This window comes from Bradyrhizobium sp. I71, from assembly GCF_022354745.1.
Classification (GTDB): Bacteria; Pseudomonadota; Alphaproteobacteria; order Rhizobiales; family Xanthobacteraceae; genus Bradyrhizobium; species Bradyrhizobium liaoningense.
The window spans coordinates 2,104,462-2,128,930 of record NZ_CP059398.1; the positions used below are offsets into that span (position 1 = coordinate 2,104,462).

Sequence of the window (24,469 nt, forward strand, 5' to 3'; positions counted from 1 at the left end):
GTGAGGGAACGATGATGAGAGGGCTTCTGGCCTGCGCCATGCTCGCGGCGATGACTTCGGCCGCCATGACCACAGCGGCCACCGCACAAGTCTCCGACGACGTGGTGCGGATTGGCGTGCTGACGGATCTGTCCAGCTGGGGCCGCGACAATAGCGGGCCGGGCTCGGTGGAAGCGGCGAAGATGGCGGTGGAGGAGTTCGGGCCGACCGTGCTCGGCAAGCCGATCGAGATTATCGGCGCCGACCATCAGATGAAGACCGACGTCGGCGTGCAGATCGTGCGCGGCTGGTTCGACAACGGCAAGGTCGACGCCGTCGTCGACATCCCCAATTCCGGCATCGCGATCGCCGTGCACAACATGGTGCGCGAGCGGGGCAAGATCGCGCTGCTGTCCGGTCCCGGCGCGAGCTCGCTGACGGACGAGCTGTGCAGCCCGAACACCGTGCACTTCACTTATGACACCTACGCGCTGTCGAAGGTGACGGCCTCGGCCGTCATCAAGGAAGGCGGCAAGTCCTGGTACTTCATCACCGCCGACTACGCCTTCGGCCAGCAGCTCGAGAAGGACGCAACCCGCTTCATCAACGAGATGGGCGGCAAGGTGCTCGGCGGCGTGAAGCATCCGACCAACACCGCCGACTTCTCCTCCTTCGCGCTCCAGGCGCAGAGCTCGAAATCCGACGTGGTCGCCTTCGCCAATGCCGGCCAGGACACCGACAACGCCATCAAGCAGTCCGGCGAGTTCGGCCTGGTCCAGGGCGGCCAGAAGCTGGTCGGCCTCCTGATGTTCGACACCGACGTGCACGCGATCGGCCTGAAGGCTGCGCAGGGCACCTACATGACCACGGCTTCCTACTGGAACATGGACGAGGCGACGCGCGCCTGGTCCAAGAAGTTCTACGAGCGCACCAAGGTGATGCCGACCATGATCCAGACCGGGGTCTACGGCGCGGTTCTGCATTATCTGAAGGCCATCAAGGCCGCCGGCACCGACGATTCCGCCAAGGTGATGGCCAGGATGCGCGAGCTGCCGATCGAGGATATCTTCGTTCACGGCGGCAAATTGCGCGAGGACGGCCGCGTCATCCGCGACATGTATCTCGCCAAGGTGAAGACGCCCGAGCAATCGAAGGAGCCGTGGGACTATCTGGATATCGTCAAGACCGTGAAGGGCGAGGACGCCTTCCGCCCCGTCTCCGAATCCAAATGTCCGCTCCTGAAGAAATGAGGTGAGGCATGACCGGCAACGAGCATGGCGCCATTGAGACTTACGAGTGCGATGTGCTCGTGGCCGGATCGGGCTGCTCCGGCATGTCGGCCGCGATCACCGCGCGCTCCCGTGGCCTCGATGTGCTGATCGTCGAGAAGGAGCCGCGCTTCGGCGGCACCACCGCGCGCTCCGGCGGCTGGCTCTGGATTCCCGGGACGTCGCTGGCGAAAGCCTACGGCATCGAGGAGACGCCGGAACAGGCCCGCACCTATCTTCGCCACGAAGCCGGCAACAACTACGATGCCGCGCGCGTCGATGCCTTCCTGAGCGCCGGCCCCGAGGCGGTCGATTTCTTCACGACCAGGACCGCGTTGCGCTTCGACATGCCGCTGGTGTTTCCGGATTATCACGCGGAGGCCCCCGGTGGCGCCCAGGGCGGCCGCTCCATGGTGACGCGGCCGTTCGACGGGCGCGAGCTCGGTGATCAGATCAAGACGCTGGGCATGCCGCTGCCCGAGCTGACCGTGTTCGGCATGATGCTTGGCTCCGGCAAGGAGATCATCCATTTCATGCGGGTGACGAAGTCGCTGACCTCCGCGGTCTACGTCGCCAAGCGCCTGTCGCGGCATCTGATGGACGTGCTGCGCTACGGCCGCGGCATGACGCTCACGAACGGCAATGCGCTGGCGGGGCGCCTCGCAAAATCCGCGCTGGATCTGAAGATTCCGATGTGGCTGTCCTCGCCGGTGCGCGAGCTGACGGTCGAGAATGGCGCCGTCACCGGCGCGATCGTCTCGCGCGAAGGACGCAACGTGCGCATCCGGGCACGCCAGGGCGTCGTGCTCGCCTGCGGCGGCTTTCCGCATGATGTGGAACGGCGCAAGAGGATGTTTCCGCATGCACCGACCGGCAACGAGCATTTTTCGCCGGGGCCGACCGGCAATACCGGGGATGGACTACGTCTGGCGGAAGCCGCCGGCGGGCATGTCGAGGACCGCCTGCCGAACGCGGCAGCCTGGGTGCCGGTGTCGCTGACCACTCGCAAGGACGGCTCCAAGGGCGTGATGCCGCATTTCATCGACCGCGCCAAGCCCGGCGTGATCGCGGTGATGCGCGACGGCAAGCGCTTTGCCAATGAAGGCAATTCCTATCACGACTTCGTCCAGGCCATGGTCAAGGCGGCCAAGCCGGGCGAGGAGATCGCCGCGCTCCTCGTCTGCGACCACAAGACGTTGCGCAAATACGGCCTCGGCTGCGTGCCGCCCTTCCCGATGCCGCTGGGCCATCACCTGAAGTCCGGCTATCTCATGCGCGGCGACACGCTGGAGGCGCTGGCGGCGAAGGCCGGGATCGATGCCAAGGCGTTCGCCGAAACGGTCAGGCAGTTCAATGCGACCGCCCCACTCGGTCACGATGCCGCCTTCGGCAAGGGCTCGAAAGCCTACAACCGCTACCAGGGCGACGCACTGCACGGCCCGAACCCCTGCGTCGCGCCGATCGAGGACGGACCGTTCTACGCCATCAAGATGGTGATCGGCGATCTCGGCACCTATGCCGGCATCGTCACCGACGAGAACGCGCGGGCGCTCGACGCCGAGGGCCGGGTGATTCCCGGCCTTTATGCCGCCGGCAACGACATGGCGAGCATCATGGGCGGCAATTATCCAGGCGCCGGCATCACGCTTGGGCCGGCGCTGACCTTCGGCTACATTGCCGGACGGCATCTTGCCGACAGCGCCGCCAAGCGCGACGCAGCGTAGGCCACCCGCCAGGAGGCGCATGAAGAGAGAAAGCCGCGGCATCCAGTCGATCGAGGTCGGCGGAGAATTGCTCCGCGCGCTCGCAAGATGCGGCGAGCCGATGATGCTGCGCGATCTCGCACGCGAAGCCGGCATGACGCCGGCCAAGGCGCATCCCTATCTCGCGAGCTTCTCCCGCATCGGCCTGATCGAGCAGGACGAAACCACCGGCCGCTACGAGATCGGCGCGCTGGCGCTCGAGCTCGGCCTGATCAGCCTGCGCCGGCTCTCGGGCGTGCGCATCGCGCGTCCCAGGATCGCGGCGCTCGCGAACCAGATCGGACATGCAGTCTCGCTCGCCGTCTGGGGCACGCACGGTCCAACCGTGGTGCAGCTCGAAGAGCCGGCCCAGCCCGTCCACATCGTGATGCGGGCCGGTTCGGTGATGGCACTGCTGGAAACCGCGACGGGCCGCGCTTTTGCGGCGTTCCTGCCGGAGAAGACGATCGCTGCCGCGCTCGAAAGCGGGCTCGATCGTCGCGGCGTCGGCTACAACCCGAAGCGCGCCGTGAAGGGCGCGAAAGTCGCAGAGATACTCGCCGAGGTCCGCAAGCACGGCCTTGCCCGTGCGCTCGGCGATCCCCTGCCCGGGGTCAACGCATTCTCGGCGCCGGTGTTCGACCATTCCGGCCATGTCGCGCTGGTCATCACCGCGATGGGGCCGGAAGGCACGTTCGACGCGCGCTGGGACAGCCCGATCGCGCATGCCTTGCGCGACTGTGCGGGAGGCATTTCGAAGCGGCTGGGTTACGGGATCAATGTTGCGGCGGAGTGAGGCGTCGTGGCCTCCCTGCCGTCATGGCCGGGCTTGTCCCGGCCATCCACGCAGCACCGTGATTGCCGAAAGCCGTGGATGCCCGGGACAAGCCCGGGCATGACGACTGAGATACAGCGAGGCCTACTTGTCCTTCACAGGCACCGTATAATTCAGGATCAGCCGGCCGCCATCGGGATAGATCGTCTGCCCGGTGATGTAGGACGCATCGTCGCTGGCGAGGAACGCCACGACCGACGCGACCTCGCTCGGCTCGCCGCCGCGGCCGGCCGGCGTGCGTGACATCACGGTCTTGCGGGCATCCTCCGAGGTGTAGATGGACGAGGCCACCATGTCGGTCAGGATCGTGCCCGGCCCGACGGCAACCACGCGGATGTTGTGCGGCGCCAGCGCCACCGCCGCGACCGAGGTGAGCTGCTTCATGCCGCCCTTGGACATCGCGTAGGTCGCCAGCGCCGGGATCGCGAGCAGCGCATTCACCGAGGACATGTTGATGATGACGCCACCACCGCCTTGCGCGATCATTTGCCTCGCCGCCGCCTGCACGCCGAAGAACGCGCCTTTCAGGTTGATGCCGATGATCTCGTCGAACTCCTCTTCGGTGATGTCGAGGATGTCCCGGTTGCGGGCGACGCCGGCATTGTTGACCATGATGTCGAGCCGGCCGAACTCCTTCACGGCGGTCGCGACGAGCTGATCAACATCGGCACGCTTGGCGACATTGCCGACCACAGTGCGCAAGGCATCCGGCCGCCCCAACTCGGCAGCCGTCCCGGCGAGGCTCTCGGCATCGACATCGGAGATGACGACCTTGACGCCATCGTCCAGGAATCTCTTCGCGCAGGCCTTGCCGATGCCGCGCGCCGCGCCGGTGATGGCCACGACCTTGCCGGATAGTTTCATGGGTTCGCTCCAGGACTTGTGACGATCTCGCGGACGCGTTCACGCAAAGACGCGCGGGCGCAGTCCGGCGTAAAACCAGGTGATCATGGAATAGATGTCGTAGACCGGCAGCCCGACTTCGGCTTGAAGCGCTGCGGCATAAGGCGGCATGTTGGTGCATTCGAGCACGATGGCGCCGACATCCGGATTCCTGGCGACGAGCGCCTTGCCGGCCTCGACCACGTCGCGCTCCGCTTGCGCGACGTCCATGTCGTCCTTCTCGGCCTTGATCAGGACGCGGAAGAACTCCTTGCCGTTCTCGGTGCCGACCAGCGGCGTGTCGAGCGGCACGCCGGCGCCTTCGAGATGGGCCGGCGTCAGGGTCGAGCCCGACACCGTGACGAGACCGACGCGCTTGCCCGGCGGCAACGTCGCCTGCACCCAGGGCACCTGCATCAGCGACGAGGTCGCGACGGGGACGCCGACGGCCGCCGCGATCTCCTTCTGGAACAGCGAGAGGAAGCCGCAATTGGTGGTGATGGCTTCGGCCCCGAGCCGCACCAGATCCTTGGCCGCGTCGATGAAGTCGGGCAGCAGGCCGGCTGCGCCATTCAGCACCACCTTCTCCGGCGAAGCCCCACTCACCACACGATAGAGCACGGGGAACGGCCAGGTCGTGCCGTTGCCCATGTCGCCGGGAATCCGGGGGAAGCGCGCCTCCAGCATCAGGATGCCGAGCGGCGCGCCATAGATGGCCTTGCCACCACGGGCGATGCGGGAGGACGGACTGGCTGAGACGATCATGGTGCGCTCTCAGAGGAAACGATGGGGCGCGAATGGCGCGAGTGGAATCTCCGGCGCCTTGCCGCTCACAAGCTGGGCGACAAGACGGCCGGTGCGGGCCGAGCCAACCAGGCCGACATGGCCGTGGCCGAAGGCATACACGATGTCGCGCGAGGCGCGCGCGTAGCCGATACAGGGACGCCCGTCCGGCATGCTCGGGCGATGGCCGAACCAGGTCTTGATGCGCGAGGCCGGGATGTCCTTCGGCAGTTTCGGGAACATGCTGAGGAGGTGGCTGCGCAGGATCTCGGCGCGTTTCCAGTTCGGCGCGGCTTCGAGACCGGCAATCTCCACCGTGCCGGCGGCGCGCAGGCCCTTGTTGGTCCAGTTCACCACCATCTTGGCGTCGGACGCCATCATCGAGCTACGCGGACCGGACTCAGGATTCTCGATCACGACGTGATAGCCACGCTCGGTCTCGAGCGGCAGGGGATCTCCGACCGACGCGGTGAGCTGCCTGGATCGCGCGCCGGCGGCGATCACCGCGGCATCGCAGGCAATCTCGCCGGTCTCGGTGATGACGGCGACGAGCTTGTTGCCGGAAAGCTTGAGCCCCGTCGCCTTGGCGCGCACCAGCCTGGCACCGCTCACCAATGCATGTGCGGCGAGCGCGGCGACATAGGCACCGGGATCGCGGCACCGTCCGGCCTCCTCCACCACCACGCCAAAGGTGTAGCGCGGATGCAGGTCCGGCTCGCGCTGCCGCATCTCGTCCGCGTTGAGCTCGAGCCATTGGACGCCGACCTTCCTGCGCAGGCGCCAGCCGAGGTCATTGTCGAAATTGCCGCGCGCGGGGAAGACATGCATCACGCCGTTGCGCTCGATCAATTCAGGCACGCCAGCCTCTTCCGCGAGCTTCCGGTGCAGCAACGGCGCATCCTTCAGGAGATCACGCAACGCGAACGCCGTCGTCTCGACGCGCGAGGCGGTCCAGCCCGAGAGCAGGTACTTGACCAGCCAGGGCAGCGCCTTTGGCAAATAGGACCAGCGGATCGCGAGCGGCCCGAGCGGATCCATCAGATATCCCGGCACCTTCTTCCAGATGCCCGGCTCGGCCGGCGGGATCACCGAATGCGACGACAGCCAGCCGGCATTGCCATAGCTCGCCGCCTGTTCGCCGCCGGGCTCGCCCGGGTCGATCAGCGTGACGCGATGGCCCTCGCGCAGCGCCTCGATCGCGCTGATCACGCCGATCGCGCCGGCACCGATGATGGCGACGTGGCGGACGGCCGACATCGCTTTAGGCCTTCACCGCGGGCACGAAATCCTTGCCGACCGAGATCGCACGGGGATCGATGATGCAGTGGAGGATCGACGGCTTTCCCGAGGCCAGCGCGCGCTCGAAGGCCGGAGCGAATTCTTCGGTGCGCTCGACGCGCTCGCCATGGCCGCCGAACGCCTTCGCATACATCGCGAAGTCCGGATTCTTGAGCTGGGTGCCGACGACACGGCCGGGATAGTCGCGCTCCTGGTGCATGCGGATGGTGCCGTATTGCGAATTGTCGATGACGACGACGATCAGCGGCGCGTCATACTGCACGGCCGTCGCGAATTCCTGGCCGTTCATCAGGAAGCAGCCGTCACCGGCGAACGCGACGACGACGCGATCCGGATACTGCCGCTTGGCGAGCACGCCGGCCGGCACGCCATAGCCCATCGAGCCCGAGGTCGGCGCGAGCTGGGCGGCAAAGCTGTGGAAGCGGTGATGGCGATGGATCCAGCCGGCATAGTTGCCGGCGCCGTTGCAGACGATGGCGTCCTTCGGCAGGCGGTCGCGCAGCCAGGTCATCACCTGGCCGTACTGGAACGATCCCGGCAGCTCGCGCGCCTTTTCGGTCCAGGCGAGATAATCGGCGTGCGCCTTGGCGGCCTCGCCCTTCCAGGCCACCGTGCCTGATGGCTTCAGCGTCTCGACGGCGGCAGCGAATGCGGCCGGCGTTGCCTGGATCGCAAGCGCCGGCTGATAGACCCGGCCGAGCTCTTCGGAGCCCGGGTGCACATGGATCAGCTTCTGTTGCGGGGTCGGAATGTCGAGCAGCGTATAGGATGAGGACGGCATCTCCGACATGCGGCCCCCGATGAGCAGAATGACATCGGCGCCCTCGATGCGCGCCTTCAGGCCCGGGCTCGGCCCGATGCCGAGATCGCCGGCATAGTGTGAATGGTCGGCATCGATCAGCGAGGCCCTGCGGAACGAGGTCGCGACCGGCAGGTCGAACCGCTCGGCAAATCGCGCAATGCTCTTGGTCGCCTCATCGGTCCAGCGCGTGCCGCCGAGGATGACCAGCGGCGCCTTGGCGCTCGCAAGCATCGCGCCGACGCGTTCGATATCGGCAGGCGCCGGCCAGCTCACGGCAGGCTCGATGCGCATGGCATCGGCAACGGCGGCGGTCTCGGTCAGCATGTTCTCCGGCAGCGCGATCACCACGGGACCGGGGCGGCCCTGCATGGCGACGCGGAAGGCGCGCGCGACCAGCTCCGGAATGCGGTCGGGGCGATCGATCTCGACTGCCCATTTCGCCATGGAGCCGAACACCGCCTTGTAGTCGAGCTCCTGGAACGCCTCGCGCTCGCGCATGCCGGTATCGACCTGGCCGACGAACAGGATCATCGGCGTCGAATCCTGCATCGCGATGTGGACGCCATGGCTGGCATTGGTCGCGCCGGGCCCGCGGGTGACGAAGCAGACACCGGGCCGCCCCGTCAGCTTGCCATAGGCCTCCGCCATCATCGCCGCGCCGCCTTCGGCCCGGCAGATCATGACGTCGATCGGGCTGTCATGCAGTGCGTCGAGCGCCGCCAGATAGCTCTCGCCCGGCACGCAGGTGACGCGCTCGACGCCTTGGGCGACGAGCTGATCGATCAGGATCTGGCCTCCGGTGCGGGTGTTGCGAATGGTCATGTCGGCTCCCTCGAGACTTCGGCGATGCCCCTCACCGCCTCGCAAAATTGCGTTCGGACGTGGCGTAGGACAGGCCGACAGGACGCGCAAGATCGAAAGGCTTTTCGCAGCCTGCGCAGGCGGCATGCCCGTCCCTGCCGTTTGCACGACCGCCCGTATCGCGGCCACCCAGGACCAGATCCGCGAGCAGATACCGAAGGGCTTGGAGCTCCGCGGCTTCAGCGAGGAGCGCGGCGTGCCGTTCTGACCCGGTGCCGGCCTAACTCCGCTCCGGCCGAATCCAGCCGGTTGCAATCGCGCTCGCCCAGGTGAGCATGCCCTTGCTGCGCGCCAGTGCGGCCATGGCCGCGCTATCGTAGGGCACGTAGCGGATCGTCGCGGTCCAGGCTCCTCCGGCATGCTCCAGCAGGGCATAGCACGCGTGGGGCGTGCCGACCTCAACCACGTAGGGCACAGGCAACTTCCCGTCGTAGCCAGGCAGCCCGACGCTGCCGGGGTTTACGACCAGTCGCCCATCCCTCAGACGAACGACCCTCGGAATGTGAGTGTGCCCGCACAGGATGACCTGGGCAGTGATCCCCGCGGCTTCGGACTCGATCGCCTCGATCGGACTGGCACGCACGCCGCCGTCATCGGCTATCTGATCGAGCCAAAAGGCGGCATCGTTCCTGGGTGACGCATGGCACAGGAACACGCGGTCTCTGTACATCAGCGTGGGCGGCATGCTCGCCATCCAGTCGAAATGCTTGCGCGCGAGTTGCTGGAAATCGCTGCGCGCGGAAGTACCCGCCTGCCGGAGCTCCAGCAGGATTCGATCCTGATCGCCCCGCACCGACGGAAAGCCCCGCTCGATGAGCAGGTCTGCGGTTCTTGCCGCCTCGAGGGGTCCGCTGACGTGGTCTCCAAGATTTACGACGTCGTCGATACCGAGCGCGGCAATGTCCGCAAGAACGGCGTCCAGCGCCGGACGATTCCCGTGCACATCCGCGATCGCAGCAAATTTCATTTGACCCTCCCAGTCGAGATGGCCGACGATTCACGCAATGCGGGACGATGCAGGGATAGCGGTTCTCTTTAGCTGCATTTGTAGAAGCGCCCGCAAGCTGAGGATCAAATCGGCGCGGGGGAACAATGACACAACGAAGGCGCCGCAATCAAGGGACGGCTACCGAGCTTCGGCATCTTCGTCTACGATGCGATTGAATCACTGCTGGGAGCACTGGAATGCAAACCATCGGCCTGATCGGCGGCATGAGCTGGGAGAGCACCGCGCTCTACTACAAGCTGATCAACGAGCGGGTCCGCGACCGCTTGGGCAAGCTGCATTCGGCTCCCTTGTTGATGTATTCCTACGATTTCGAGGAGATCAAACAGATGCAGTACGCCGGCCGCTGGCAGGAGGCGGCGGCCAGCCTGGCGGAGGTCGCACGGCGGCTCGAAAGCGCCGGGGCGCGTGCGATCGTGCTCTGCACGAACACGATGCATAAGCTGGCGCCCGAGATCACGGCGAGCTTGACCGTTCCGTTCATCGACATCGGCGACGCGACGGCGCAGCGGATTCGGGCCAAGGGATACCGGCGGGTCGGGCTGCTCGGCACCAAGTTCACGATGGAGCAGGATTTCTACATCGATCGGCTGCGCGCGCATGATCTCGATGTGCTGATTCCTCCGGCCGACGAGCGCGCCGACGTGAACCGCATCATCTACGACGAGCTGTGCCTCGGGAACGTCGCCGCTCCCTCGCGCCGTCGCTATCAGGAGGTGATGGCGGCCCTCGTCGACCGCGGCGCCGAGTGCATGATCCTCGGCTGCACCGAGATCACGATGCTGGTCGGCCAGGACGATACCTCGGTCGAGACGTTCGACACGACGGCCATTCACGCGGAGACGGCAGCCGATTTTGCGATCGGATGATGCGTCTTCGCCCGCCTTCCCCCGCGTGGATCGCCCACAGAGCAGGCGCGATCCTGAATGCTGCACTGCGGCCAAAATCGACGGAAGTCGCGCTTGATTTTTGCCTGTCCTTGCCCCACCCCGGAGGCATGGCAAAGGACAGCAAGGTCATCGCCGCCAACGCGGCCTTCTACGCCGCCTTTTCGGCCGGCGATTTCGACGAAATGCAGCGGATGTGGGCGGATGACGACGCCATCTCCTGCATCCATCCCGGCTGGCCGGCCATCATCGGGCGCGCCACCGTGATCGGAAGCTGGCGCGACATCCTGCAAAACCCGGAGCGGCCGCAGATCGTCTGCGCCGAGCCACAGGCGATCGTCGATGGCGACAGCGCGCGGGTGCTCTGCATCGAGATCGTCGACGGCACCGCCTTGGCCGCCGCGAACCATTTTCGCCGCGTCGGCGACGACTGGCGCCTGGTGCACCATCAGTCCAGCCCGATCGCGCAGATTGTCGAACAGGCTGAGGACGATAGAACGAGCCACCGCGTCCACTGACCGCAGCGATCACGTGGGCGTGATCTACTGTGCATGGGGTTGTTCTTCAGTTTTTTGTTTGGCGGCACCGAGTTCCGACAGGTCGTCCAGCACCACCCGCGCCGCGGTGAAGTCATCGTCCCCAAAGAACATGCTGCGCGTGATCAGAACCGGGATGCCGGCACGCGAGGCCGCAATCAGGCCGTTGGCGGAATCCTCGATCGCGACGCAGTCGGGCGCGCCCAGCTTCAGCCGCGCCAGGATCTCGAGATAGACGTCCGGCGCAGGCTTCTTGTGCCGCACGTCATCGCCGGCGACGATCGCCTCGAAATCCGCGGCCCAGCGCTTGCCCAGCACCTGCGAGAGCAGCGCATCGATGTTTCCATGCGAGGTGGTGGTCGCAATGGCAAGCCGCTGGCCGCGCGCCCGGGCCGCAGCGAGTAGATCCGTCACGCCAGGCCTCAAGGGACAGCAGCCCGTTTCGATCAGCTCGGCATAATGCGCGGTCTTGACGCGGTGCAGCTCTGCGATGTCCCTGTCCGACAATGGCGGAGCGGTCCCGAGCCTCGTGTGGTAGGCGCGCATGCGCTCCTTGCCGCCCGTCACGCGCAACAGGTCCTTGTAGACGGCACGGTCCCACCGCCAGTCGAGACCGTGGCGGACGAAGGCGAAGTTGAAGGCCTGCCGATGCAGCTCCTCGGTCTCGGCGAGGGTGCCGTCGACGTCGAAGATCAGCGCCGCCGCGCGCCGGATCAGCTCGCTGGCATCGCATCGCACTGCCGCGGGCGCCTCCGCCTGAATGATCGACCCGGTCGCCAACGACGCCTCCCTCCCGAGCTGCCTGTGACATGCGAGCATTGCCCGCAGTGGCGGGCGTGACAAATCGCAATATCTTTTGCCGGACCCAAAAATCTCTTATGAGCGAGAGGCGCCACGGCGCGAGCGGGAACTCCGACCTGCACAGGAGACGCATGCGGCTCTTCATCCTCGGCCTCGGCTACAGTGCCCGGCACTTCGTTCGCCAACACGGCAGCAGCTTCTCGCATGTCGCTGGCACCGTGCGCGACCCCGCGCAACGGAACGACCTCGGCCGCCTGGAGGTGCATCCGTTTTCCGGCAGCCGTCCGTCGCAACAGACGGTTCAACAGGTTCGCGATGCCGATGTCCTCCTGGTATCGATCCCGCCCGGCAGCGCCGGCGATCCCGCGATCACGGCGTTCGGCGACGTGCTACAGGAAGGCCGCCGCAAGGTCGTCTATCTCTCCACCATCGGCGTGTACGGTGATCACGGCGGCGCGTGGGTCGACGAGAGCACGCCGCCGCAGGCCGTCCTCGACCGCACGCGCATGCGGGTTGCTGCGGAGCAGGCCTGGACGGACGCGGCGCGCGGCGATGCGGCGATCCTGCGGCTCGCGGGCATCTACGGTCCCGGTCGCAACGCGCTCGTGACGCTGCGCGCGGGAACGGCGAGGCGCATCATCAAGCCGGGACAGGTGTTCAACCGCATCCACGTCGACGACATCGCGAGCGCGATCATGGCCGCTATTCGTTACCCGAACGGCGGCACCTGGAACGTCTGCGATGACGAGCCCGCGCCGCCGCAGGACGTGATCGCCTATGCGGCGAAGCTGATGGGCGTGGCGCCGCCGCCAGAAGAGGCGTTCGCGACCGCCGACATGTCGGCAATGGCCCGCAGCTTCTATGCCAGCAGCGCCCGTGTCTCCAATGCGAAACTGAAGCGCGAGCTCGGCGTCTCGCTGGCCTGCCCCACCTATCGGCACGGCCTCGACGCGCTGTGGCGGACAGGCGAAGGACGATAGGCCTGCACTCCAACGCCTCCCTGACATGCCTTGCCCGCGCTTGACTTCATCCCGGTGCGGTCGTGATCTAGCCATCGAGCGAGCCACCACACAACGAGCTCGCCTCTTGGGAGAATGCAATGAACAAGACGATCGCCATGATCGCTGCGACTGCCGTCATCGCGCTCGGTGCGGCGCGTGCCGCCCCGCTGCCCGAAGCCAATCCCGACGACGTCGGTTTTTCGAAACAAGGCCTTGCACGCCTCGATAGCTTCTTCGCGCGCGAGATCGCGGCCAAGCGCGTACCCGGCGCAGTCGTCGCCATCGCGCGCGACGGCAAGCTCGTCCACTACAAGGCCTATGGCCTGCTCGATCCCGCCAAGAGCACGCCGATGCCGATCGATGCGATCTTTGCGCTGGCCTCGATGACCAAGCCGATGGCCGCGGTCGCCGGCCTGACCCTGATGGAGCAGGGACGTCTGCCGCTCCAGGCCAAGCTGTCCGATTACTATCCGGGCTTCGCCGACATGAAGGTCGGTGTTCCCCAGGCCGACGGTTCGCTCAAGCTCGAGCCGCAGGCCTCGCCGATCTTCATCCACGATCTCTACCGGCATACGTCGGGATTGATGTATGGCGGCCGCCCGGACTCATCGAGCCCGGTGGCGCGGCAATATCCCGACGGCGTCGCGCCGGCGATCGAAGGCGACACCCAGGCCTTCATCGACCGCATCACCAAGCTGCCGCTGGCGCATCAGCCCTCGACCGAGTTCGAATATGGTTTCTCGATCGACGTGCTCGGCGCGGTCGTCGAGAAGGTGAGCGAGCAGAAGCTCGGCGACTATCTCGCCGCCAACGTCTGGCAGCCGCTCGGCATGAAGGATGCGACCTTCCACCCGACCGACGCCCAGCGCCCTCGCCTTGCCCGCCCGTTCACGAACGATCCGCTGACCGGCAAGCCGCAGGCCATCAAGCTCCTGGACACCCCGACCAAGTTCGATTGTGGCGGCGCGTGCTCGTTCGCGACGGTCGGCGACTACATCCGCTTCGGACAGATGCTGCTCAACGGCGGCGAACTCGACGGCCAGCGCATCCTCGGTCCGAAGACCGTGCATCACATGACGTCCAATCACCTCGGCCCCGGGATCAGGAACAAGGTGGCCAATGTCGAGCCGCATCGCGGCGGCTTCGGCTTCGGCCTTTCGGTTGCGGTCCGGACCAGCGAAGGATTGTCTTCAGTCCCCGGCAATCCCGGCGAGTTCACCTGGAATGGTGCCTTTGGAACGCAGTTCTTCTGCGACCCCAAGGAGCGTCTCGTCGTCGTGGTGGGAACGGCCGCGCCCGGCGAGCTCAGGAAATATTACCGCGAGCAGGTTCAGGACATCGTCTACGGCGCGATGACGAAGTGAGACCGGTACGCATTGATAGAGAGAGGGCGGCCGCTTTGGCCGCTCTCTTGATGCCCAGCATCAGCTCAACACGCCGTATTTCTTGAACCAGGCCTGCGCCTGCTTCCAGGCGTCTTCTGCGGCTTCCTTGCGGTAGCTGCTGCGATAGTCGGCATGGAAGCCGTGCGGCGCTTCGGGGTAGATCTTGAACTCGGCCGTCTTCTTGTTCTGCTCGAGGGCTGCCTTCATCTGCTCGACCTGGGCGACGGGAATGCCGGTATCGGCGCCGCCGTAAAGGCCGAGCACCGGCGCCTTCATCTCGGGCGCGACCTGCATCGGGCTCTTCGGCCACGCCGGATTGGCAGGATCGACCAGCGTGCCATAGAAGGCGACGCCCGCCTTGAGAGCGCCGCTATGGGCGGCGTACTCCCAGACCGTGCGGCCGCCCCGGCAGAAGCCGATGATGCCGAGCCTGGCGGTGTCACCGCCCTGCGATCCCGCCCACGCCGCCGTCGCATCGAGATCTGACATCATCTCGGCGTCCGGCTTGGCATTCACCACAGCCAGCAGGTCCTTGATGTCCGACGCCTTGGTCAAGTCGACGCCCTTGCGGAAGTAATAGTCGGGCGCGACCGCGAACGCGCCGAGCTTGGCCAGGCGCCGCGTCACGTCCCTGATGTATTCGTGCAGGCCGAAAATCTCCATCGCCACGACGACCACCGGCGCCTTGGCATTGCCGGCCGGGCGGGCGAAATAGACCGGCATCTCCTCGGAGCCGGCCTTGATCTTGGCATCGCCGGCCTCAAGACCATTGGTGTCGGTCGTGACCACCTCGGCGCGCACGGGCCCGGCCGCAAGCGTATAGCCCGCCGCGACGGCCGCGGTGGCACTCATGAATCCACGACGTGAGACCGGGGCGCTTTTGGTCAGCCCGACGACGTCGGATGTCGTGGTGATTTCGAAGCTCATCGGTTCATCCCTTCCTGCTGCCTGCTATCCCCTGGCGCGACGCATTCGCCAATAGTTGCCGGCGAAACGCAAATCACCAGCCTGCGAGCACGAGGCGACGAATTCGAGGATGCTGCCGATCGTGGCCACGAAGGCGGCACGTTTCGACGTCGAACCTCGCCTGCCTGTCCATCTCGCAAGGACACCCGGTCCCTGGATCGCGCGTGTACCGGACTTAACCGTCTAGCTACATTGCATCGCAACATCCATTAACCGAAGAATATGGTTCCTTCCCGGCCGGCCACGCTGCGAGAGGTCGCGAAGGATGCCCTTGTTCGCACGCTCGACATGCTCAGCCGCAACAAATGGCCACTGCAGCGGCGGCAATGACACATCATGTTGCTCGCGCATCGCACATCATCGCCAATTCGCGGGCGAACCGTCGTCATTTGATTGAAATTTTCCGAGGATCCGAGCCGCGCGATTTACTCGAACTTTCTTTGTGACGCACTAGTCCACGGCCGGAAGTTCCATCTCCGAAACGGAGAGGCTTCTTCCCCCAAGCGTGATCCGCCGCCCATCAACGGACGAAGGAGCGCCTGCGGGCTTCATTCTCGTCACCCGGATTGCGCTACCCAAGGCTCAATTGAATAGACGTTTATACGACCTGGAACTGAAATGAATTTGGCTCGCGAATCGATTGAATTGTTGGAGCAGGCCGCGCGCATCCTGTGGTTCGAAGGCACCAAGCACGGCTTGCGCGACCGCGAATGGATGGCGCTGCGCTTCCTCTCCCGGGCCAACCGGTTTTCCCGAACGCCGTCGGCGCTGGCGAGCTACGTCGGCACCACGCGGGGCACCGCCTCGTTCATCATCGGCGAACTCGAGCGGCTCGGCTACCTCGAACGAAAACGTTCGGCCACGGACAAGCGGTCGGTGATGTTGAGCGTGACCCAGCAGGGCAAGAAGTTCCTGGTGCGCGACCCCGTCAACGTTCTCGTCGAGGCGATTGCCGTTCTCGACGACGACGTCAAGATCCGCTTCCGCGACACGTTCCGGCACGTGCTGGATCAGTCCGACGCAGCCGAGCAGCGGCATCACACCGACGTTTGCAAGCGATGCATCTTCCTGCGGGAAGATCGCACCACCACGGACAGCAAGACGACGGTCGAGTTCAGTTGCCGCCTGTTTCGTGCACCGATCGCGGAGACAGAGGTCGATCTGCTATGCACCAGCTTCGAGCATCACCGTCAATAGAAGGCTGCTCAAGGCGTCGCCTTGCGTGACGAATAGATGACGCCGCCGCTGGATTCCACCACCAGGCGCCCGTTCTCGTTTCTGATCTCTTCGATGCGACCGAGGCCGGGCACTTGTTGTCCCAGCACGGCCTCGATGACCCCGTTCGGGCCTTGCAGAATCGCAATCCCCTCATAGGCCTGGCGGACCGACCAGCCCTTGATCATCTTGCGCGGCACCGACGTACGCTCGGACGCAGGCACCGAGCCCGTGAATTCGGGCGCCGCGACCGAAGCCATCACCGGTCCTTGCTGCGACGCCGGCTGCGATTGCACCATTGCCGGCGCCGGAGCCTGGGCCTGCGCCTGAACCTGTGCCTGGGCAAGCTTGTCGAGCTTCGCCGTCGAGGACGAGCTCACCCGCTCGATCCGGTCCAGGTTCTCGGCAAATCTGCCGAAGCGATCATTCGTCGCCTTGCTCGATTGATCGACCGCAGTACGCAAGCCATCGAGATTTTCGGACACGCCCGACACCTGCCTGCGCAGTTGCGCCACGGTCTCGCGCAGATTCCTGATCTCGGTATTGGTCGCAACGTTGTTCTGAGCGGGCTGGGTGGTGAGATAGGCGATCACGCCGGTGCAGGCGCAGACCACCAGCATGGCAGCGACTGCCAGAGTTGCGAGCGGTGCGACCCATGTCGGACGGGGCGGCGGTGGCTTGGCCACGATCACGGCCGGCTTGATCACGGCCGGCGCAGGTTTCGGGATCGCCATCTTGTCGAGGCGCGCCTTGGCACGAATGCGCTTCAGCCCCTCGAGAGCTTCCTTCGCGAGAACTTCGTCGCTCGCCGCGGCCGATACACGCTTTGCGCTCGCAACGGGCTTGTCCCCTCGCGTCGCACTGTCCTTTGTATCGCGCGCCTCCGGAGCCGGCTTCGCCGCCGCGGAAGCATCCGCGGTCGCGTTGGGACGAGCTTGTCCATCGGACAACATGCGAAAATGCTCCGTTCGTTCGATCTGTCGAACGGTGACGCTATTTGCCGAAGCTTGTCTGAAACATGTGCATCGAAAACTTTCCATAGCGCGCGATCTGGCGCTGCAAGAGTCGGATCGCGTCATACACGCGGCGATAGTGCGACTCGAAAGACACACACTCGCCAAGATTTCACCAAGCTGGCATCGTGTCGCCACAAGTGAGTCGACTTGTCGCAGGTGGAAAAACAAGCGCCGGAGTCAATCCGGGGTTGAAGACAGATCGATTTGCAAGACCGTTGCGGTACTCAAAACAGCTGCAATTGTACGGGGATGCGGAACTTTATATCCGCTGCGGTGCAAAACTAGTTTGGTATCCAAATCAACTGATGCGATTGAATACACCAAGAAACAACCGGAAACGAATCAACAGCATCAAGCACGTGTAGCAACCGCTTTGTTGCGCACGCTTGATCGGAAACCGGCAATTGTTACGGTCCTACTCAAGTGATTCTCGCCAGTTGGCGAGGAGATCGACACAGTTCAGCAGTGTTCGGAAGCGATGAGCAACTTGGCGCACCTGATCTAGGTCGTTTCTCAATCCGCTCCGCGAGGTGATCCGCAAGGCACCCGCCGAGCCTCACGCCAGTAAGCGTTCAGTATCGAGTTGATGTAGCAGGCCTGCGTGACGCAGGCACTGAATGCGTAGGGCTGCCCGCGAATATCGAAACCATAACAACGGTTCGCGGGAAGGAATGTCGTCAAACAGCATCGTTGCCGAGCCGGAGCATCACAACAACCAGCCGGCCGCAACAAGTGCGAAACAGGGGCGAAAGACTGATGTATATTATCGTTGATGATCGCGAGAGCGTCGCGAACAGCTACGTCGGAGGGCTCGTTCGCGAAGGTGTATCGTCGATCGGCTTCTCTTCCGGAGAATTCTGGGACTGGCTGCAATCCGCGAGTGAATCGGATTTGGCAGCGGTGGACGCCTTTCTCCTCGGGGATTGCGATGCACGCGGAAGTCTGCCACGGGCGATGCGCAAGCGTTCCTCGGCGCCCATCATCGCCGTGAGCGGCCAGAAGATGCTCAAGAACACGCTGGAGCTGTTCGAATCGGGCGTCGACGACGTCGTGCACGTGCCGGTTCACCTGCGGGAGATCCTCGCCCGAACGGCCGCGATCGCGCGGCGCCGGGTAGGCGAGCTGCCGAGGCCCTGCGAGAGCAGGATTCAGGTCTTCTTCAACGGCCGTGACCCCGAGATCGCGGGCCACGCCCTCACCCTGCCCCGCCGCGAACTGCGCATTCTCGAATATATGGTCGCCAACCACGGCAAGTGGATCACCAAGACGCAGATCTTCAACGCGGTCTACGGCATCTTCGAGTCCACCTTCGACGAGAGCGTGATCGAGAGTCACGTCAGCAAGCTGCGCAAGAAGCTCCGCGACCGCCTCGGCTTCGACGCGATCGTGGCCCGACGCTACGTCGGATACCGCCTCAACATTCCTGCCGGCGAGACCCTCGACGAGCCGGTGCAGGAGCTCGACGAGGTCGGGATCCTCCTGAACAGAGCCCATGCCGCCCCCGCGGCCTATTCGGCCGGAAACTGACGCGGCAGGAGGCTGCCGCCAGACCTGCAACGGCCTCTGCGAGCAACTTCGCAGAGGCCGTTGTGCTTTCAGCGGCAGAGGCGGCAGGACAGATGCCTGCATTCGGGGCGCGACTGTCGTGGCGCCGGCGTCAGCTGGCCATTTGGGGCACGATCCTCCCGGAAACGCCGTCCGGGATGGCTTGCTCTAGGGCTTCTGCTGGAATTCTTCCTTGGACACGTAGTTGAAGTCCTCCACCAGGACGTCCTGGACGATTTCAGCCTGCATCCGCTCGTTGACACGCTGCTTGATGGCCGTGGTCAGGATGGAAAGGTCGTAACGGGCGAGCTTCCTGAAATCGAGACGCTCGTCGGCATAGATCCTGCGAAAGGCCTCGTCGACGACGAACGGTTCCGGCGGAACGTTCAGCTGGTGCATGGTCCGACCCTCGACGGTGTAGACGAAGCGCGCGACGATGTAGCCCTGCACATTGCCGTTCTCGACCATGGGCACGCTGAGTGCCCGCGTCTTCTGATATTGCAGCCCGTCGAGATATTCGTCCTTCGCCGGCAGCAGGCTGCCGTTCTCCTTCCAATAGGCGACGGCATAGCTCGTGCCCGCGGTGAGGATGCATACCCACAGTCCGGCCAGCACCAGCCTGATCATTTTCCGTCCTGCGTTGCGCGACCGGTATAAGTGCCGTCCGATTCGGCTTCCTTGATCGCCGTGACGATGATGCTCGCGACCTCACGCACCGCATCGTAGTGCATTTCCAGAATGGAACGATTCCGCTCGAGCTTCTCGCGCAGCCGCTGGATCTCCTCGGTGATCTCGACTTCACTGCCGAGGTGCATCCGCGCCCGCATCAGGCGGACGAATTCGAGCATGCTCCGGCTCTTCCGCGCGCTGAAGTCGTCGAAATCGATCTTCCGACCCGTCGCGAGCGCGGCCGTCTCCTCCTCGACGATACTCGCGAGCCGGCGGATTGCGGCTAAGAGGCCGCGCACCTCGTCCGATCTCACCGCGTCCGCGGCCTCGACCACCGCCTCGCCGCCCGCGATCGGCAGCAGGACGGGCAGCAGCGCATCGCTTGCTGCTGCTTCCGTCGTCATCATTTCGCTGTCCGCGACCGCCTGGTCCATCGCCATGGCCGCCGCGCCTTCTTGTGCCTGCATCGGAAATTCACCCCTCAACTTCTGTCACCCGTTCGCAGATCATGATCCAGCCTTCCCCGCCGCGTCCGGTCCGGCCGGATGTGCGGCGGCGAGCTGCCTGGCAATGCCAATGCCCTTGCCCTTTGCCAGCTGGTTGCCAAGCTGCTCCGCAAGCATCGACTTCCAGACGCCGCCAGCCGTGCCCTTGCCAAACACCTCCTCCGACTCCTTCGGCAACATCGTCTCGACGAAGGTCTGGAGGATGAACGCTTCAAACTTGCGATAAACATCGCCGGATGCCGGCGCCTTGATCACCTGCACCGGCGAACCGTTCACTGCACCCGGCTGCGCTTCCGAAACCTTCGCGGATTGATCGGCGGCAGCCTTGCCGATCTCGGCGTCCATCGTGGCGGCGAAGTCGGCATCGGCGGATTTCAACGCGTCGAGCTTCGCGGTCGCCGCGCGCTGCGACACGGGATCGGCGGCTTCGAGGACATCGAGAACGAGGTCGGGTGTCGCGGTCACGATCATATCTTGTCCCGGTTGGCTGGCCGTGGCATCCACGCGCGCACGGCAGGGCTTGTTCCCGTCATCTCCTCGAGCGCGCGCTTCTCCGCGTCACGGAGCTTGTCGGCGAGCGCGGCCTTCGCCACCTCCTCGAGCTGCCTCACGCGGCGGCTTTCCGCGCGAACATGGTCGAGCTGCTGCGCGGCCTGCGCCCGCACCGCGCGTGCGCCGACGCTCGTCCTGTTCAGGCGCCGCGCGATCGATTCGCTCGACGATCCAGCGGGCGGCCTGCCGTCGTTCAGGGCTCCGACCAGCCATTCCTGCTCGTCCTGCAGGCTGCGCTCCTGCTGCCGCAGTTGCGCGAGCTGCCATTCGGACAGCCGGAGCTGGAGCTTCACCAGCGAGACCATCCGGCCGAGCTTGTGCGCGCGCGACGTCATGACCGGGTCACTCCGCCAGCCACGACGAGACGCCGAGCATGAATTGCGTCAGCAGTTCGTCGCTGGTGAGATAGAGCAGCAGGAAGCCGCCGAACAGCACGAAGGGCACCGAGATGAAATAGACCGGGATCGCCGGCGTCAGCTTGTTGATCAGGCCGACCGCCAGGTTGACGATCACCGAATAGACGATGAAGGGACTGGTGATCCGCAGCGTCAGCACGAACGCTTCCGAGAGGCGACCGACGAGCAGGTCGAGCGCCATGCTGCCACCAAGCTTGCTGCCGGGCTGCCAGACGTCGTAGGAGTTCATCAGCCCGCGCAGCACCTGCCAATGCTGGTCGGTCATGAAGAACAGCGTGGTGACGGCCGCCATGATCAGAGGCACCAGGGCCGGCGCCGGATCGGTGTCGCCGACCGGGGTGCCCGGGATGTTGCTGAGCCCGATCGCACTCGCCATCATGGTCGCCATGGTCTGGAGCGCGAGGAAGAACACGCGCCCGCCGAGCCCGATGACGCTGCCGACCACGAGCTCCGAGCAGATCAGGAGCGCCAGCGTCAGCGGTGCCGCGTTGTCCGTGAGCGGCTTCAGGACCGCGATCAGGATCGGCGTCAGCGCAAACGTCGTGACCAGCGCGACGAACAGGCGCACCTGGGGCGGAACGTTGACGCTGGAATAGCCGGGCACCAGCATCAGGCAGGCGCCGATGCGGCAGAACACGATGAACGTCACCAGTACGCTGTCGGCGAGGCCGCTGATCACGATACGGCTCCGAGCGCCCTGATCTCGGCACTGCGCGCGACTTCGACGTGCGACAGGATCGGCAGGGTCGGGAACACCCGCTCCAGGATCATCCGGACGTAGGGACGGGCTTCGGGGGTCACCGCCAGCACCACGCTGGTGCCGTTCTCGGTGAACTTGCGGATCGCGGCGCTGGCTTCGGTCGCGAACTGCTCGATCAGGCGCGGATCGGCGTCGAACTCGACGACGTCGCCCTTGCCATCGCGCTTCAGGCTCTGGTGGAACGCCAGGTCCCAGCGGTTGCCGAGACGGACCACGTTGAGCACGCCATTGTCGGAGAGGTCGCCGCAGATCTGCTGGGCAAGCCGCGTCCGCACGTGCTCGGCGACCTGCTCGGAGCGCCGCACATGGGGCGCGATCTCGGCGATCGCCTCGAGGATCAGATGGAGGTTGCGGATCGACACGCGCTCGGCCAGCAGAATCTTGAGGATCGCCAGCAGGCCCGAATAGGAGATCTGCGAGGGGCAGAGATCCTCGACAAGGCGCTTGTATTCGGGATCGAGCCGGTCGAGCAGGCCCCGCATGTCCTTGTAGGACAGGAGCTGGGCGAGGTTTGCCCTGATCACTTCGCTCAAATGGGTGAGCAGCACCGACAGATTGTCGACCGGCTTGCAGCCCTGCCGCTTGACCTCGTCGGTGAAGGCTTCCGTCACCCACAGCGCCTTCATGCCGAAGGCAGGCTCGATCACCTCGTCGCCCGGCACGTCGGGCTTGCCGTCCTTGTCGACCAGCACCAGCACCTCGCCGAGCCTGAGCTCACCATGGGCAACGCGCGTGTCGTGGATCCGGATCTGGTAGCTCTTGGGATCAATCGACAGATTGTCGGTGAGCTTGATCTCGGGAATGACGAAGCCGTACTGCTTGGCAAACTTCTTGCGGATCTTGGCCACGCGGTGGGCGAGCTCGGTGCGCGAGCCCAAGAGATGGACCGAAAGGTGGCCGCCGAGCGCCAGCTCGATCTCGGCGGTCTTGAGCTGCTCCTTCACCGATTCCTTGGCCTCGGCCTGGGCGCGCTCGTCGGCCTTGGATGCAGCCTCCTTGCGCTCCCGCGCCGCCTGCCGCCTCGGCAGCGAATAGCCGACGAAGGCCATGACACCCCCAAGCAGCACGAACGGCGCCATCGGCAGCCCCGGCATCAGGGCGAGCACGAACATCATCAGCGCGGCAGCCGACACCGCGCGCGGATAGCCGCCGAGCTGCCGCAGCACCGCCTGCTCGGCCGAGCCCCTGGTGCCGCCCTTGGAGACCAGGAGGCCCGCGGACAGCGACACGATCAGCGCCGGCATCTGCGATACCAGACCGTCGCCGACGGAAAGCTTGGTGTAGACGTCGGCGGCGCGGGAGAGAGTCAATCCGTGATGGGTGACGCCGATGACGATGCCGCCGAAGATGTTGATCGCCGTAATGATGAGGCCGGCGATGGCGTCGCCGCGGACGAATTTCGAGGCGCCGTCCATGGCGCCGAAGAACGCGCTCTCCTCTTCGAGCTCGCGCCGACGGCGCTGGGCTTCCTTGTCGTCGATCAGGCCTGCGGAAAGATCCGCGTCGATCGCCATCTGCTTGCCGGGAATGGCGTCCAGGGTGAAACGGGCGCCGACCTCGGCGATACGCGTCGCACCCTTGGTGATCACGACGAAATTCACGGTGACAAGGATCGCGAAGATGATCAGGCCGATGACGAAGTCGCCGCCCATGACGAACTTCGAGAATCCGGCGACGACATGGCCTGCGGCCTGTTCGCCCTCCCCGCCCCGCGACAGGATCAGGCGCGTCGTCGCGATGTTCAGCGCCAGGCGCAGGATCGTCGCGATCAGCAGTACGGTCGGGAAGGCCGAGAAGTCGAGCGGACGCTGAATCCATAGCGCGACCATCAGAATCAGCGCCGACAGCGCGATCGAGAATGCGAGGCCGAGATCGATCAGGATCGGAGGAATCGGCAGGAACAGGATCGTGAGCATGGTCACGATGCCGGCCGCGAAGAAGGCGTCCGCTCCGAGGCGGCGCGGGCTGGGCAGGCTGGCAGCTAACGTATCGGCCATGGGTCACCGGCAGAAGGGTCCGCCCGCAATCTGCCGCGCAAAGCTTACGCGAGGGTGGTGCCGGGCTGTCCGGATCAGAAGCCGTGTTCGATCCGCGAATAGACCATCTCGGTGAAAGTCGACAGATGCGCACCGATGAAGGAGCCCGAGACGGCAACGACGAGGAGAATGACGATGATCTTCGGAACGAAGGTCAGCGTCACCTCCTGGATCTGGGTCAGGGCCTGGATCAACGCGATGACGGTGCCGACCAGCATCGCGGCGCCGACCGCGGGACCAGAGGCGACGATGATGGTCCAGATCGCGGCCTGGACGATATCGAGAGCGTCCCGCTCGTTCATGACTGGCTGATCGTGAGTCCGGGCCCGACGGCGACCTTCGTGCCGTCCGCGAGCGTCGCGATGGAGCCGTCGCTGTTGATGGAGACCGAAACGACCTTGCCGCTGAAACTGGCACCGGTCGAATCGGTGAAGCTGACCGTCTTCCCGATCAGCCCGTTGGCCTGCGACAAGGACTGCGAGGACAGCAGCGCGTCCAGCTTCGAATTCGTCTGCATCGCCTGCTCGACCGTCGAGAGCTGGGCGAACTGGCTCATATATTCCGAGGTATCCATCGGATTGGTCGGATCCTGATTCTTCATCTCGGCGATGAGGAGCTGAAGAAACGTGTTGTAGTCCACACTGTTGCTCGACGTCGGCGAGTTGGTGCTGTTCGAACTGGAGCCATTTCCGGTCGTATCGGTCGCGCTGGTGACGTTCAT

26 protein-coding genes are annotated in these 24,469 nt (G+C 65.0%); 10 read left to right on the plus strand and 16 right to left on the minus strand.

Annotated features, from left to right (window positions below; genetic code table 11):
* Nucleotides 1–14 precede the first annotated feature (14 nt).
* The 3 genes from FJV43_RS10450 to FJV43_RS10460 are packed head-to-tail and all read left to right on the plus strand — an operon-like array spanning nucleotide 15 to nucleotide 3,785.
* The gene (locus FJV43_RS10450; RefSeq protein WP_239629384.1) at nucleotides 15–1,229 is read left to right on the plus strand and encodes an ABC transporter substrate-binding protein; all 1,215 of its coding nucleotides are present in this window, start codon (nucleotides 15–17) and stop codon (nucleotides 1,227–1,229) included.
* Nucleotides 1,230–1,237: 8 nt separating this feature from the next.
* A complete protein-coding gene (locus FJV43_RS10455; RefSeq protein WP_239626762.1) occupies nucleotides 1,238–2,971 on the plus strand; it encodes an FAD-dependent oxidoreductase in 1,734 nt (577 codons plus the stop codon).
* Between the two features lie 19 nt (nucleotides 2,972–2,990).
* Entirely contained in the window at nucleotides 2,991–3,785 is a 795-nt protein-coding gene (locus FJV43_RS10460; protein ID WP_239626764.1) for an IclR family transcriptional regulator, read from the plus strand.
* Between the two features lie 123 nt (nucleotides 3,786–3,908).
* On the opposite strand, the gene FJV43_RS10465 is transcribed toward FJV43_RS10460, so the two are convergent.
* Genes FJV43_RS10465 through FJV43_RS10480 form a run of 4 tightly spaced genes read right to left on the minus strand, consistent with a single transcriptional unit; the run spans nucleotide 3,909 to nucleotide 8,412 of the window.
* Nucleotides 3,909–4,688 (minus strand): SDR family oxidoreductase, encoded by a 780-nt coding sequence (locus tag FJV43_RS10465; RefSeq protein WP_239626765.1) that lies wholly within the window; start codon nucleotides 4,686–4,688, stop codon nucleotides 3,909–3,911.
* A gap of 39 nt (nucleotides 4,689–4,727) precedes the next feature.
* Nucleotides 4,728–5,471, minus strand: a complete 744-nt coding sequence (locus FJV43_RS10470; protein ID WP_239626767.1) for an aspartate/glutamate racemase family protein — start codon at nucleotides 5,469–5,471, stop codon at nucleotides 4,728–4,730.
* A 9-nt stretch (nucleotides 5,472–5,480) separates the two neighbouring features.
* Nucleotides 5,481–6,746: an FAD-binding oxidoreductase gene (locus FJV43_RS10475; RefSeq protein ID WP_239626769.1), complete on the minus strand. Its 1,266-nt coding sequence runs from the start codon at nucleotides 6,744–6,746 to the stop codon at nucleotides 5,481–5,483.
* 4 nt (nucleotides 6,747–6,750) lie between these two features.
* Nucleotides 6,751–8,412 (minus strand): thiamine pyrophosphate-binding protein, encoded by a 1,662-nt coding sequence (locus tag FJV43_RS10480; protein ID WP_239626771.1) that lies wholly within the window; start codon nucleotides 8,410–8,412, stop codon nucleotides 6,751–6,753.
* Nucleotides 8,413–8,536: 124 nt separating this feature from the next.
* On the opposite strand from FJV43_RS10480, the gene FJV43_RS37150 reads away from it, so the two are divergent.
* Nucleotides 8,537–8,659 carry a hypothetical protein gene (locus FJV43_RS37150; protein ID WP_256457170.1) on the plus strand — a complete coding sequence of 41 codons (123 nt, stop codon included), beginning with the start codon at nucleotides 8,537–8,539 and terminating at the stop codon, nucleotides 8,657–8,659.
* A 12-nt stretch (nucleotides 8,660–8,671) separates the two neighbouring features.
* Here the strand turns inward: FJV43_RS37150 and FJV43_RS10485 are convergent, their stop codons facing one another.
* Nucleotides 8,672–9,418, minus strand: coding sequence for a metallophosphoesterase family protein (locus tag FJV43_RS10485; RefSeq protein WP_239626772.1), 747 nt, complete (start codon nucleotides 9,416–9,418; stop codon nucleotides 8,672–8,674).
* 218 nt (nucleotides 9,419–9,636) lie between these two features.
* On the opposite strand from FJV43_RS10485, the gene FJV43_RS10490 reads away from it, so the two are divergent.
* Together FJV43_RS10490 and FJV43_RS10495 are read left to right on the plus strand one after the other, a co-directional pair.
* Nucleotides 9,637–10,326, plus strand: a complete 690-nt coding sequence (locus FJV43_RS10490) for an aspartate/glutamate racemase family protein (RefSeq protein WP_239626774.1) — start codon at nucleotides 9,637–9,639, stop codon at nucleotides 10,324–10,326.
* Between the two features lie 128 nt (nucleotides 10,327–10,454).
* Nucleotides 10,455–10,862: a nuclear transport factor 2 family protein gene (locus FJV43_RS10495; protein ID WP_239626775.1), complete on the plus strand. Its 408-nt coding sequence runs from the start codon at nucleotides 10,455–10,457 to the stop codon at nucleotides 10,860–10,862.
* Between the two features lie 24 nt (nucleotides 10,863–10,886).
* Here FJV43_RS10495 and FJV43_RS10500 read toward each other — a convergent pair whose 3' ends face one another.
* A complete protein-coding gene (locus FJV43_RS10500; protein WP_239629386.1) occupies nucleotides 10,887–11,642 on the minus strand; it encodes an HAD family hydrolase in 756 nt (251 codons plus the stop codon).
* Between the two features lie 170 nt (nucleotides 11,643–11,812).
* Between FJV43_RS10500 and FJV43_RS10505 the strand changes: the two genes are divergently transcribed.
* Both FJV43_RS10505 and FJV43_RS10510 read left to right on the plus strand, forming a co-directional pair.
* A complete protein-coding gene (locus FJV43_RS10505; RefSeq protein ID WP_239626777.1) occupies nucleotides 11,813–12,661 on the plus strand; it encodes an SDR family oxidoreductase in 849 nt (282 codons plus the stop codon).
* Between the two features lie 119 nt (nucleotides 12,662–12,780).
* The gene (locus FJV43_RS10510) at nucleotides 12,781–14,046 is read left to right on the plus strand and encodes a serine hydrolase domain-containing protein (RefSeq protein ID WP_239626779.1); all 1,266 of its coding nucleotides are present in this window, start codon (nucleotides 12,781–12,783) and stop codon (nucleotides 14,044–14,046) included.
* 60 nt (nucleotides 14,047–14,106) lie between these two features.
* Here the strand turns inward: FJV43_RS10510 and FJV43_RS10515 are convergent, their stop codons facing one another.
* Complete coding sequence (locus FJV43_RS10515; RefSeq protein WP_239626781.1) at nucleotides 14,107–14,994, minus strand: dienelactone hydrolase family protein; 888 nt, start codon at nucleotides 14,992–14,994, stop codon at nucleotides 14,107–14,109.
* 657 nt (nucleotides 14,995–15,651) lie between these two features.
* Between FJV43_RS10515 and FJV43_RS10520 the strand changes: the two genes are divergently transcribed.
* Complete coding sequence (locus FJV43_RS10520) at nucleotides 15,652–16,230, plus strand: MarR family transcriptional regulator (RefSeq protein ID WP_124162937.1); 579 nt, start codon at nucleotides 15,652–15,654, stop codon at nucleotides 16,228–16,230.
* A gap of 8 nt (nucleotides 16,231–16,238) precedes the next feature.
* Here FJV43_RS10520 and FJV43_RS10525 read toward each other — a convergent pair whose 3' ends face one another.
* Nucleotides 16,239–17,201, minus strand: coding sequence for a hypothetical protein (locus FJV43_RS10525; protein WP_239626782.1), 963 nt, complete (start codon nucleotides 17,199–17,201; stop codon nucleotides 16,239–16,241).
* A gap of 819 nt (nucleotides 17,202–18,020) precedes the next feature.
* On the opposite strand from FJV43_RS10525, the gene FJV43_RS10530 reads away from it, so the two are divergent.
* Nucleotides 18,021–18,791: a winged helix-turn-helix domain-containing protein gene (locus FJV43_RS10530; RefSeq protein ID WP_239626784.1), complete on the plus strand. Its 771-nt coding sequence runs from the start codon at nucleotides 18,021–18,023 to the stop codon at nucleotides 18,789–18,791.
* A 186-nt stretch (nucleotides 18,792–18,977) separates the two neighbouring features.
* Here FJV43_RS10530 and FJV43_RS10535 read toward each other — a convergent pair whose 3' ends face one another.
* From FJV43_RS10535 to flgD, 8 genes are all read right to left on the minus strand, one after another.
* Entirely contained in the window at nucleotides 18,978–19,436 is a 459-nt protein-coding gene (locus FJV43_RS10535; RefSeq protein WP_035670256.1) for a hypothetical protein, read from the minus strand.
* Complete coding sequence (locus FJV43_RS10540) at nucleotides 19,433–19,945, minus strand: flagellar biosynthesis protein FlgN (RefSeq protein WP_239626786.1); 513 nt, start codon at nucleotides 19,943–19,945, stop codon at nucleotides 19,433–19,435. The genes FJV43_RS10535 and FJV43_RS10540 overlap by 4 nt, the downstream gene beginning before the upstream one ends.
* Before the next feature lie 39 nt (nucleotides 19,946–19,984).
* Complete coding sequence (locus FJV43_RS10545; protein WP_239626788.1) at nucleotides 19,985–20,455, minus strand: rod-binding protein; 471 nt, start codon at nucleotides 20,453–20,455, stop codon at nucleotides 19,985–19,987.
* Entirely contained in the window at nucleotides 20,452–20,871 is a 420-nt protein-coding gene (locus tag FJV43_RS10550) for a hypothetical protein (protein WP_239626790.1), read from the minus strand. Before FJV43_RS10550 ends, FJV43_RS10545 begins: the two co-directional genes overlap by 4 nt.
* A 7-nt stretch (nucleotides 20,872–20,878) precedes the next feature.
* Nucleotides 20,879–21,631, minus strand: coding sequence for a flagellar biosynthesis protein FliR (gene fliR / locus FJV43_RS10555; RefSeq protein WP_035670248.1), 753 nt, complete (start codon nucleotides 21,629–21,631; stop codon nucleotides 20,879–20,881).
* Nucleotides 21,628–23,709, minus strand: a complete 2,082-nt coding sequence (gene flhA, locus FJV43_RS10560; protein ID WP_239626792.1) for a flagellar biosynthesis protein FlhA — start codon at nucleotides 23,707–23,709, stop codon at nucleotides 21,628–21,630. Before flhA ends, fliR begins: the two co-directional genes overlap by 4 nt.
* 74 nt (nucleotides 23,710–23,783) lie before the next feature.
* On the minus strand, nucleotides 23,784–24,050 hold the full coding sequence (gene fliQ / locus FJV43_RS10565; RefSeq protein WP_027572776.1) for a flagellar biosynthesis protein FliQ: 267 nt from the start codon (nucleotides 24,048–24,050) through the stop codon (nucleotides 23,784–23,786).
* Nucleotides 24,047–24,469, minus strand: a complete 423-nt coding sequence (gene flgD / locus FJV43_RS10570) for a flagellar hook assembly protein FlgD (RefSeq protein ID WP_239626793.1) — start codon at nucleotides 24,467–24,469, stop codon at nucleotides 24,047–24,049. Before flgD ends, fliQ begins: the two co-directional genes overlap by 4 nt.

Coding starts and splice junctions, on each gene's coding strand:
- FJV43_RS10540 (WP_239626786.1), bottom strand. CDS start 19,945: ATGCAGGCACAAGAAGGCGCGGCGGCCATGGCGATGGACCAGGCGGTC.
- FJV43_RS10450 (WP_239629384.1), top strand. CDS start 15: ATGAGAGGGCTTCTGGCCTGCGCCATGCTCGCGGCGATGACTTCGGCC.
- FJV43_RS10550 (WP_239626790.1), bottom strand. CDS start 20,871: ATGACGTCGCGCGCGCACAAGCTCGGCCGGATGGTCTCGCTGGTGAAG.
- FJV43_RS10535 (WP_035670256.1), bottom strand. CDS start 19,436: ATGATCAGGCTGGTGCTGGCCGGACTGTGGGTATGCATCCTCACCGCG.
- FJV43_RS10520 (WP_124162937.1), top strand. CDS start 15,652: ATGAATTTGGCTCGCGAATCGATTGAATTGTTGGAGCAGGCCGCGCGC.
- FJV43_RS10480 (WP_239626771.1), bottom strand. CDS start 8,412: ATGACCATTCGCAACACCCGCACCGGAGGCCAGATCCTGATCGATCAG.
- FJV43_RS10545 (WP_239626788.1), bottom strand. CDS start 20,455: ATGATCGTGACCGCGACACCCGACCTCGTTCTCGATGTCCTCGAAGCC.
- FJV43_RS10465 (WP_239626765.1), bottom strand. CDS start 4,688: ATGAAACTATCCGGCAAGGTCGTGGCCATCACCGGCGCGGCGCGCGGC.
- FJV43_RS10525 (WP_239626782.1), bottom strand. CDS start 17,201: ATGTTGTCCGATGGACAAGCTCGTCCCAACGCGACCGCGGATGCTTCC.
- FJV43_RS10470 (WP_239626767.1), bottom strand. CDS start 5,471: ATGATCGTCTCAGCCAGTCCGTCCTCCCGCATCGCCCGTGGTGGCAAG.
- flhA (WP_239626792.1), bottom strand. CDS start 23,709: ATGGCCGATACGTTAGCTGCCAGCCTGCCCAGCCCGCGCCGCCTCGGA.
- FJV43_RS10490 (WP_239626774.1), top strand. CDS start 9,637: ATGCAAACCATCGGCCTGATCGGCGGCATGAGCTGGGAGAGCACCGCG.
- FJV43_RS37150 (WP_256457170.1), top strand. CDS start 8,537: ATGCCCGTCCCTGCCGTTTGCACGACCGCCCGTATCGCGGCCACCCAG.
- FJV43_RS10505 (WP_239626777.1), top strand. CDS start 11,813: ATGCGGCTCTTCATCCTCGGCCTCGGCTACAGTGCCCGGCACTTCGTT.
- FJV43_RS10475 (WP_239626769.1), bottom strand. CDS start 6,746: ATGTCGGCCGTCCGCCACGTCGCCATCATCGGTGCCGGCGCGATCGGC.
- flgD (WP_239626793.1), bottom strand. CDS start 24,469: ATGAACGTCACCAGCGCGACCGATACGACCGGAAATGGCTCCAGTTCG.
- FJV43_RS10460 (WP_239626764.1), top strand. CDS start 2,991: ATGAAGAGAGAAAGCCGCGGCATCCAGTCGATCGAGGTCGGCGGAGAA.
- FJV43_RS10455 (WP_239626762.1), top strand. CDS start 1,238: ATGACCGGCAACGAGCATGGCGCCATTGAGACTTACGAGTGCGATGTG.
- FJV43_RS10510 (WP_239626779.1), top strand. CDS start 12,781: ATGAACAAGACGATCGCCATGATCGCTGCGACTGCCGTCATCGCGCTC.
- fliQ (WP_027572776.1), bottom strand. CDS start 24,050: ATGAACGAGCGGGACGCTCTCGATATCGTCCAGGCCGCGATCTGGACC.
- FJV43_RS10530 (WP_239626784.1), top strand. CDS start 18,021: ATGTATATTATCGTTGATGATCGCGAGAGCGTCGCGAACAGCTACGTC.
- FJV43_RS10515 (WP_239626781.1), bottom strand. CDS start 14,994: ATGAGCTTCGAAATCACCACGACATCCGACGTCGTCGGGCTGACCAAA.
- FJV43_RS10485 (WP_239626772.1), bottom strand. CDS start 9,418: ATGAAATTTGCTGCGATCGCGGATGTGCACGGGAATCGTCCGGCGCTG.
- FJV43_RS10495 (WP_239626775.1), top strand. CDS start 10,455: ATGGCAAAGGACAGCAAGGTCATCGCCGCCAACGCGGCCTTCTACGCC.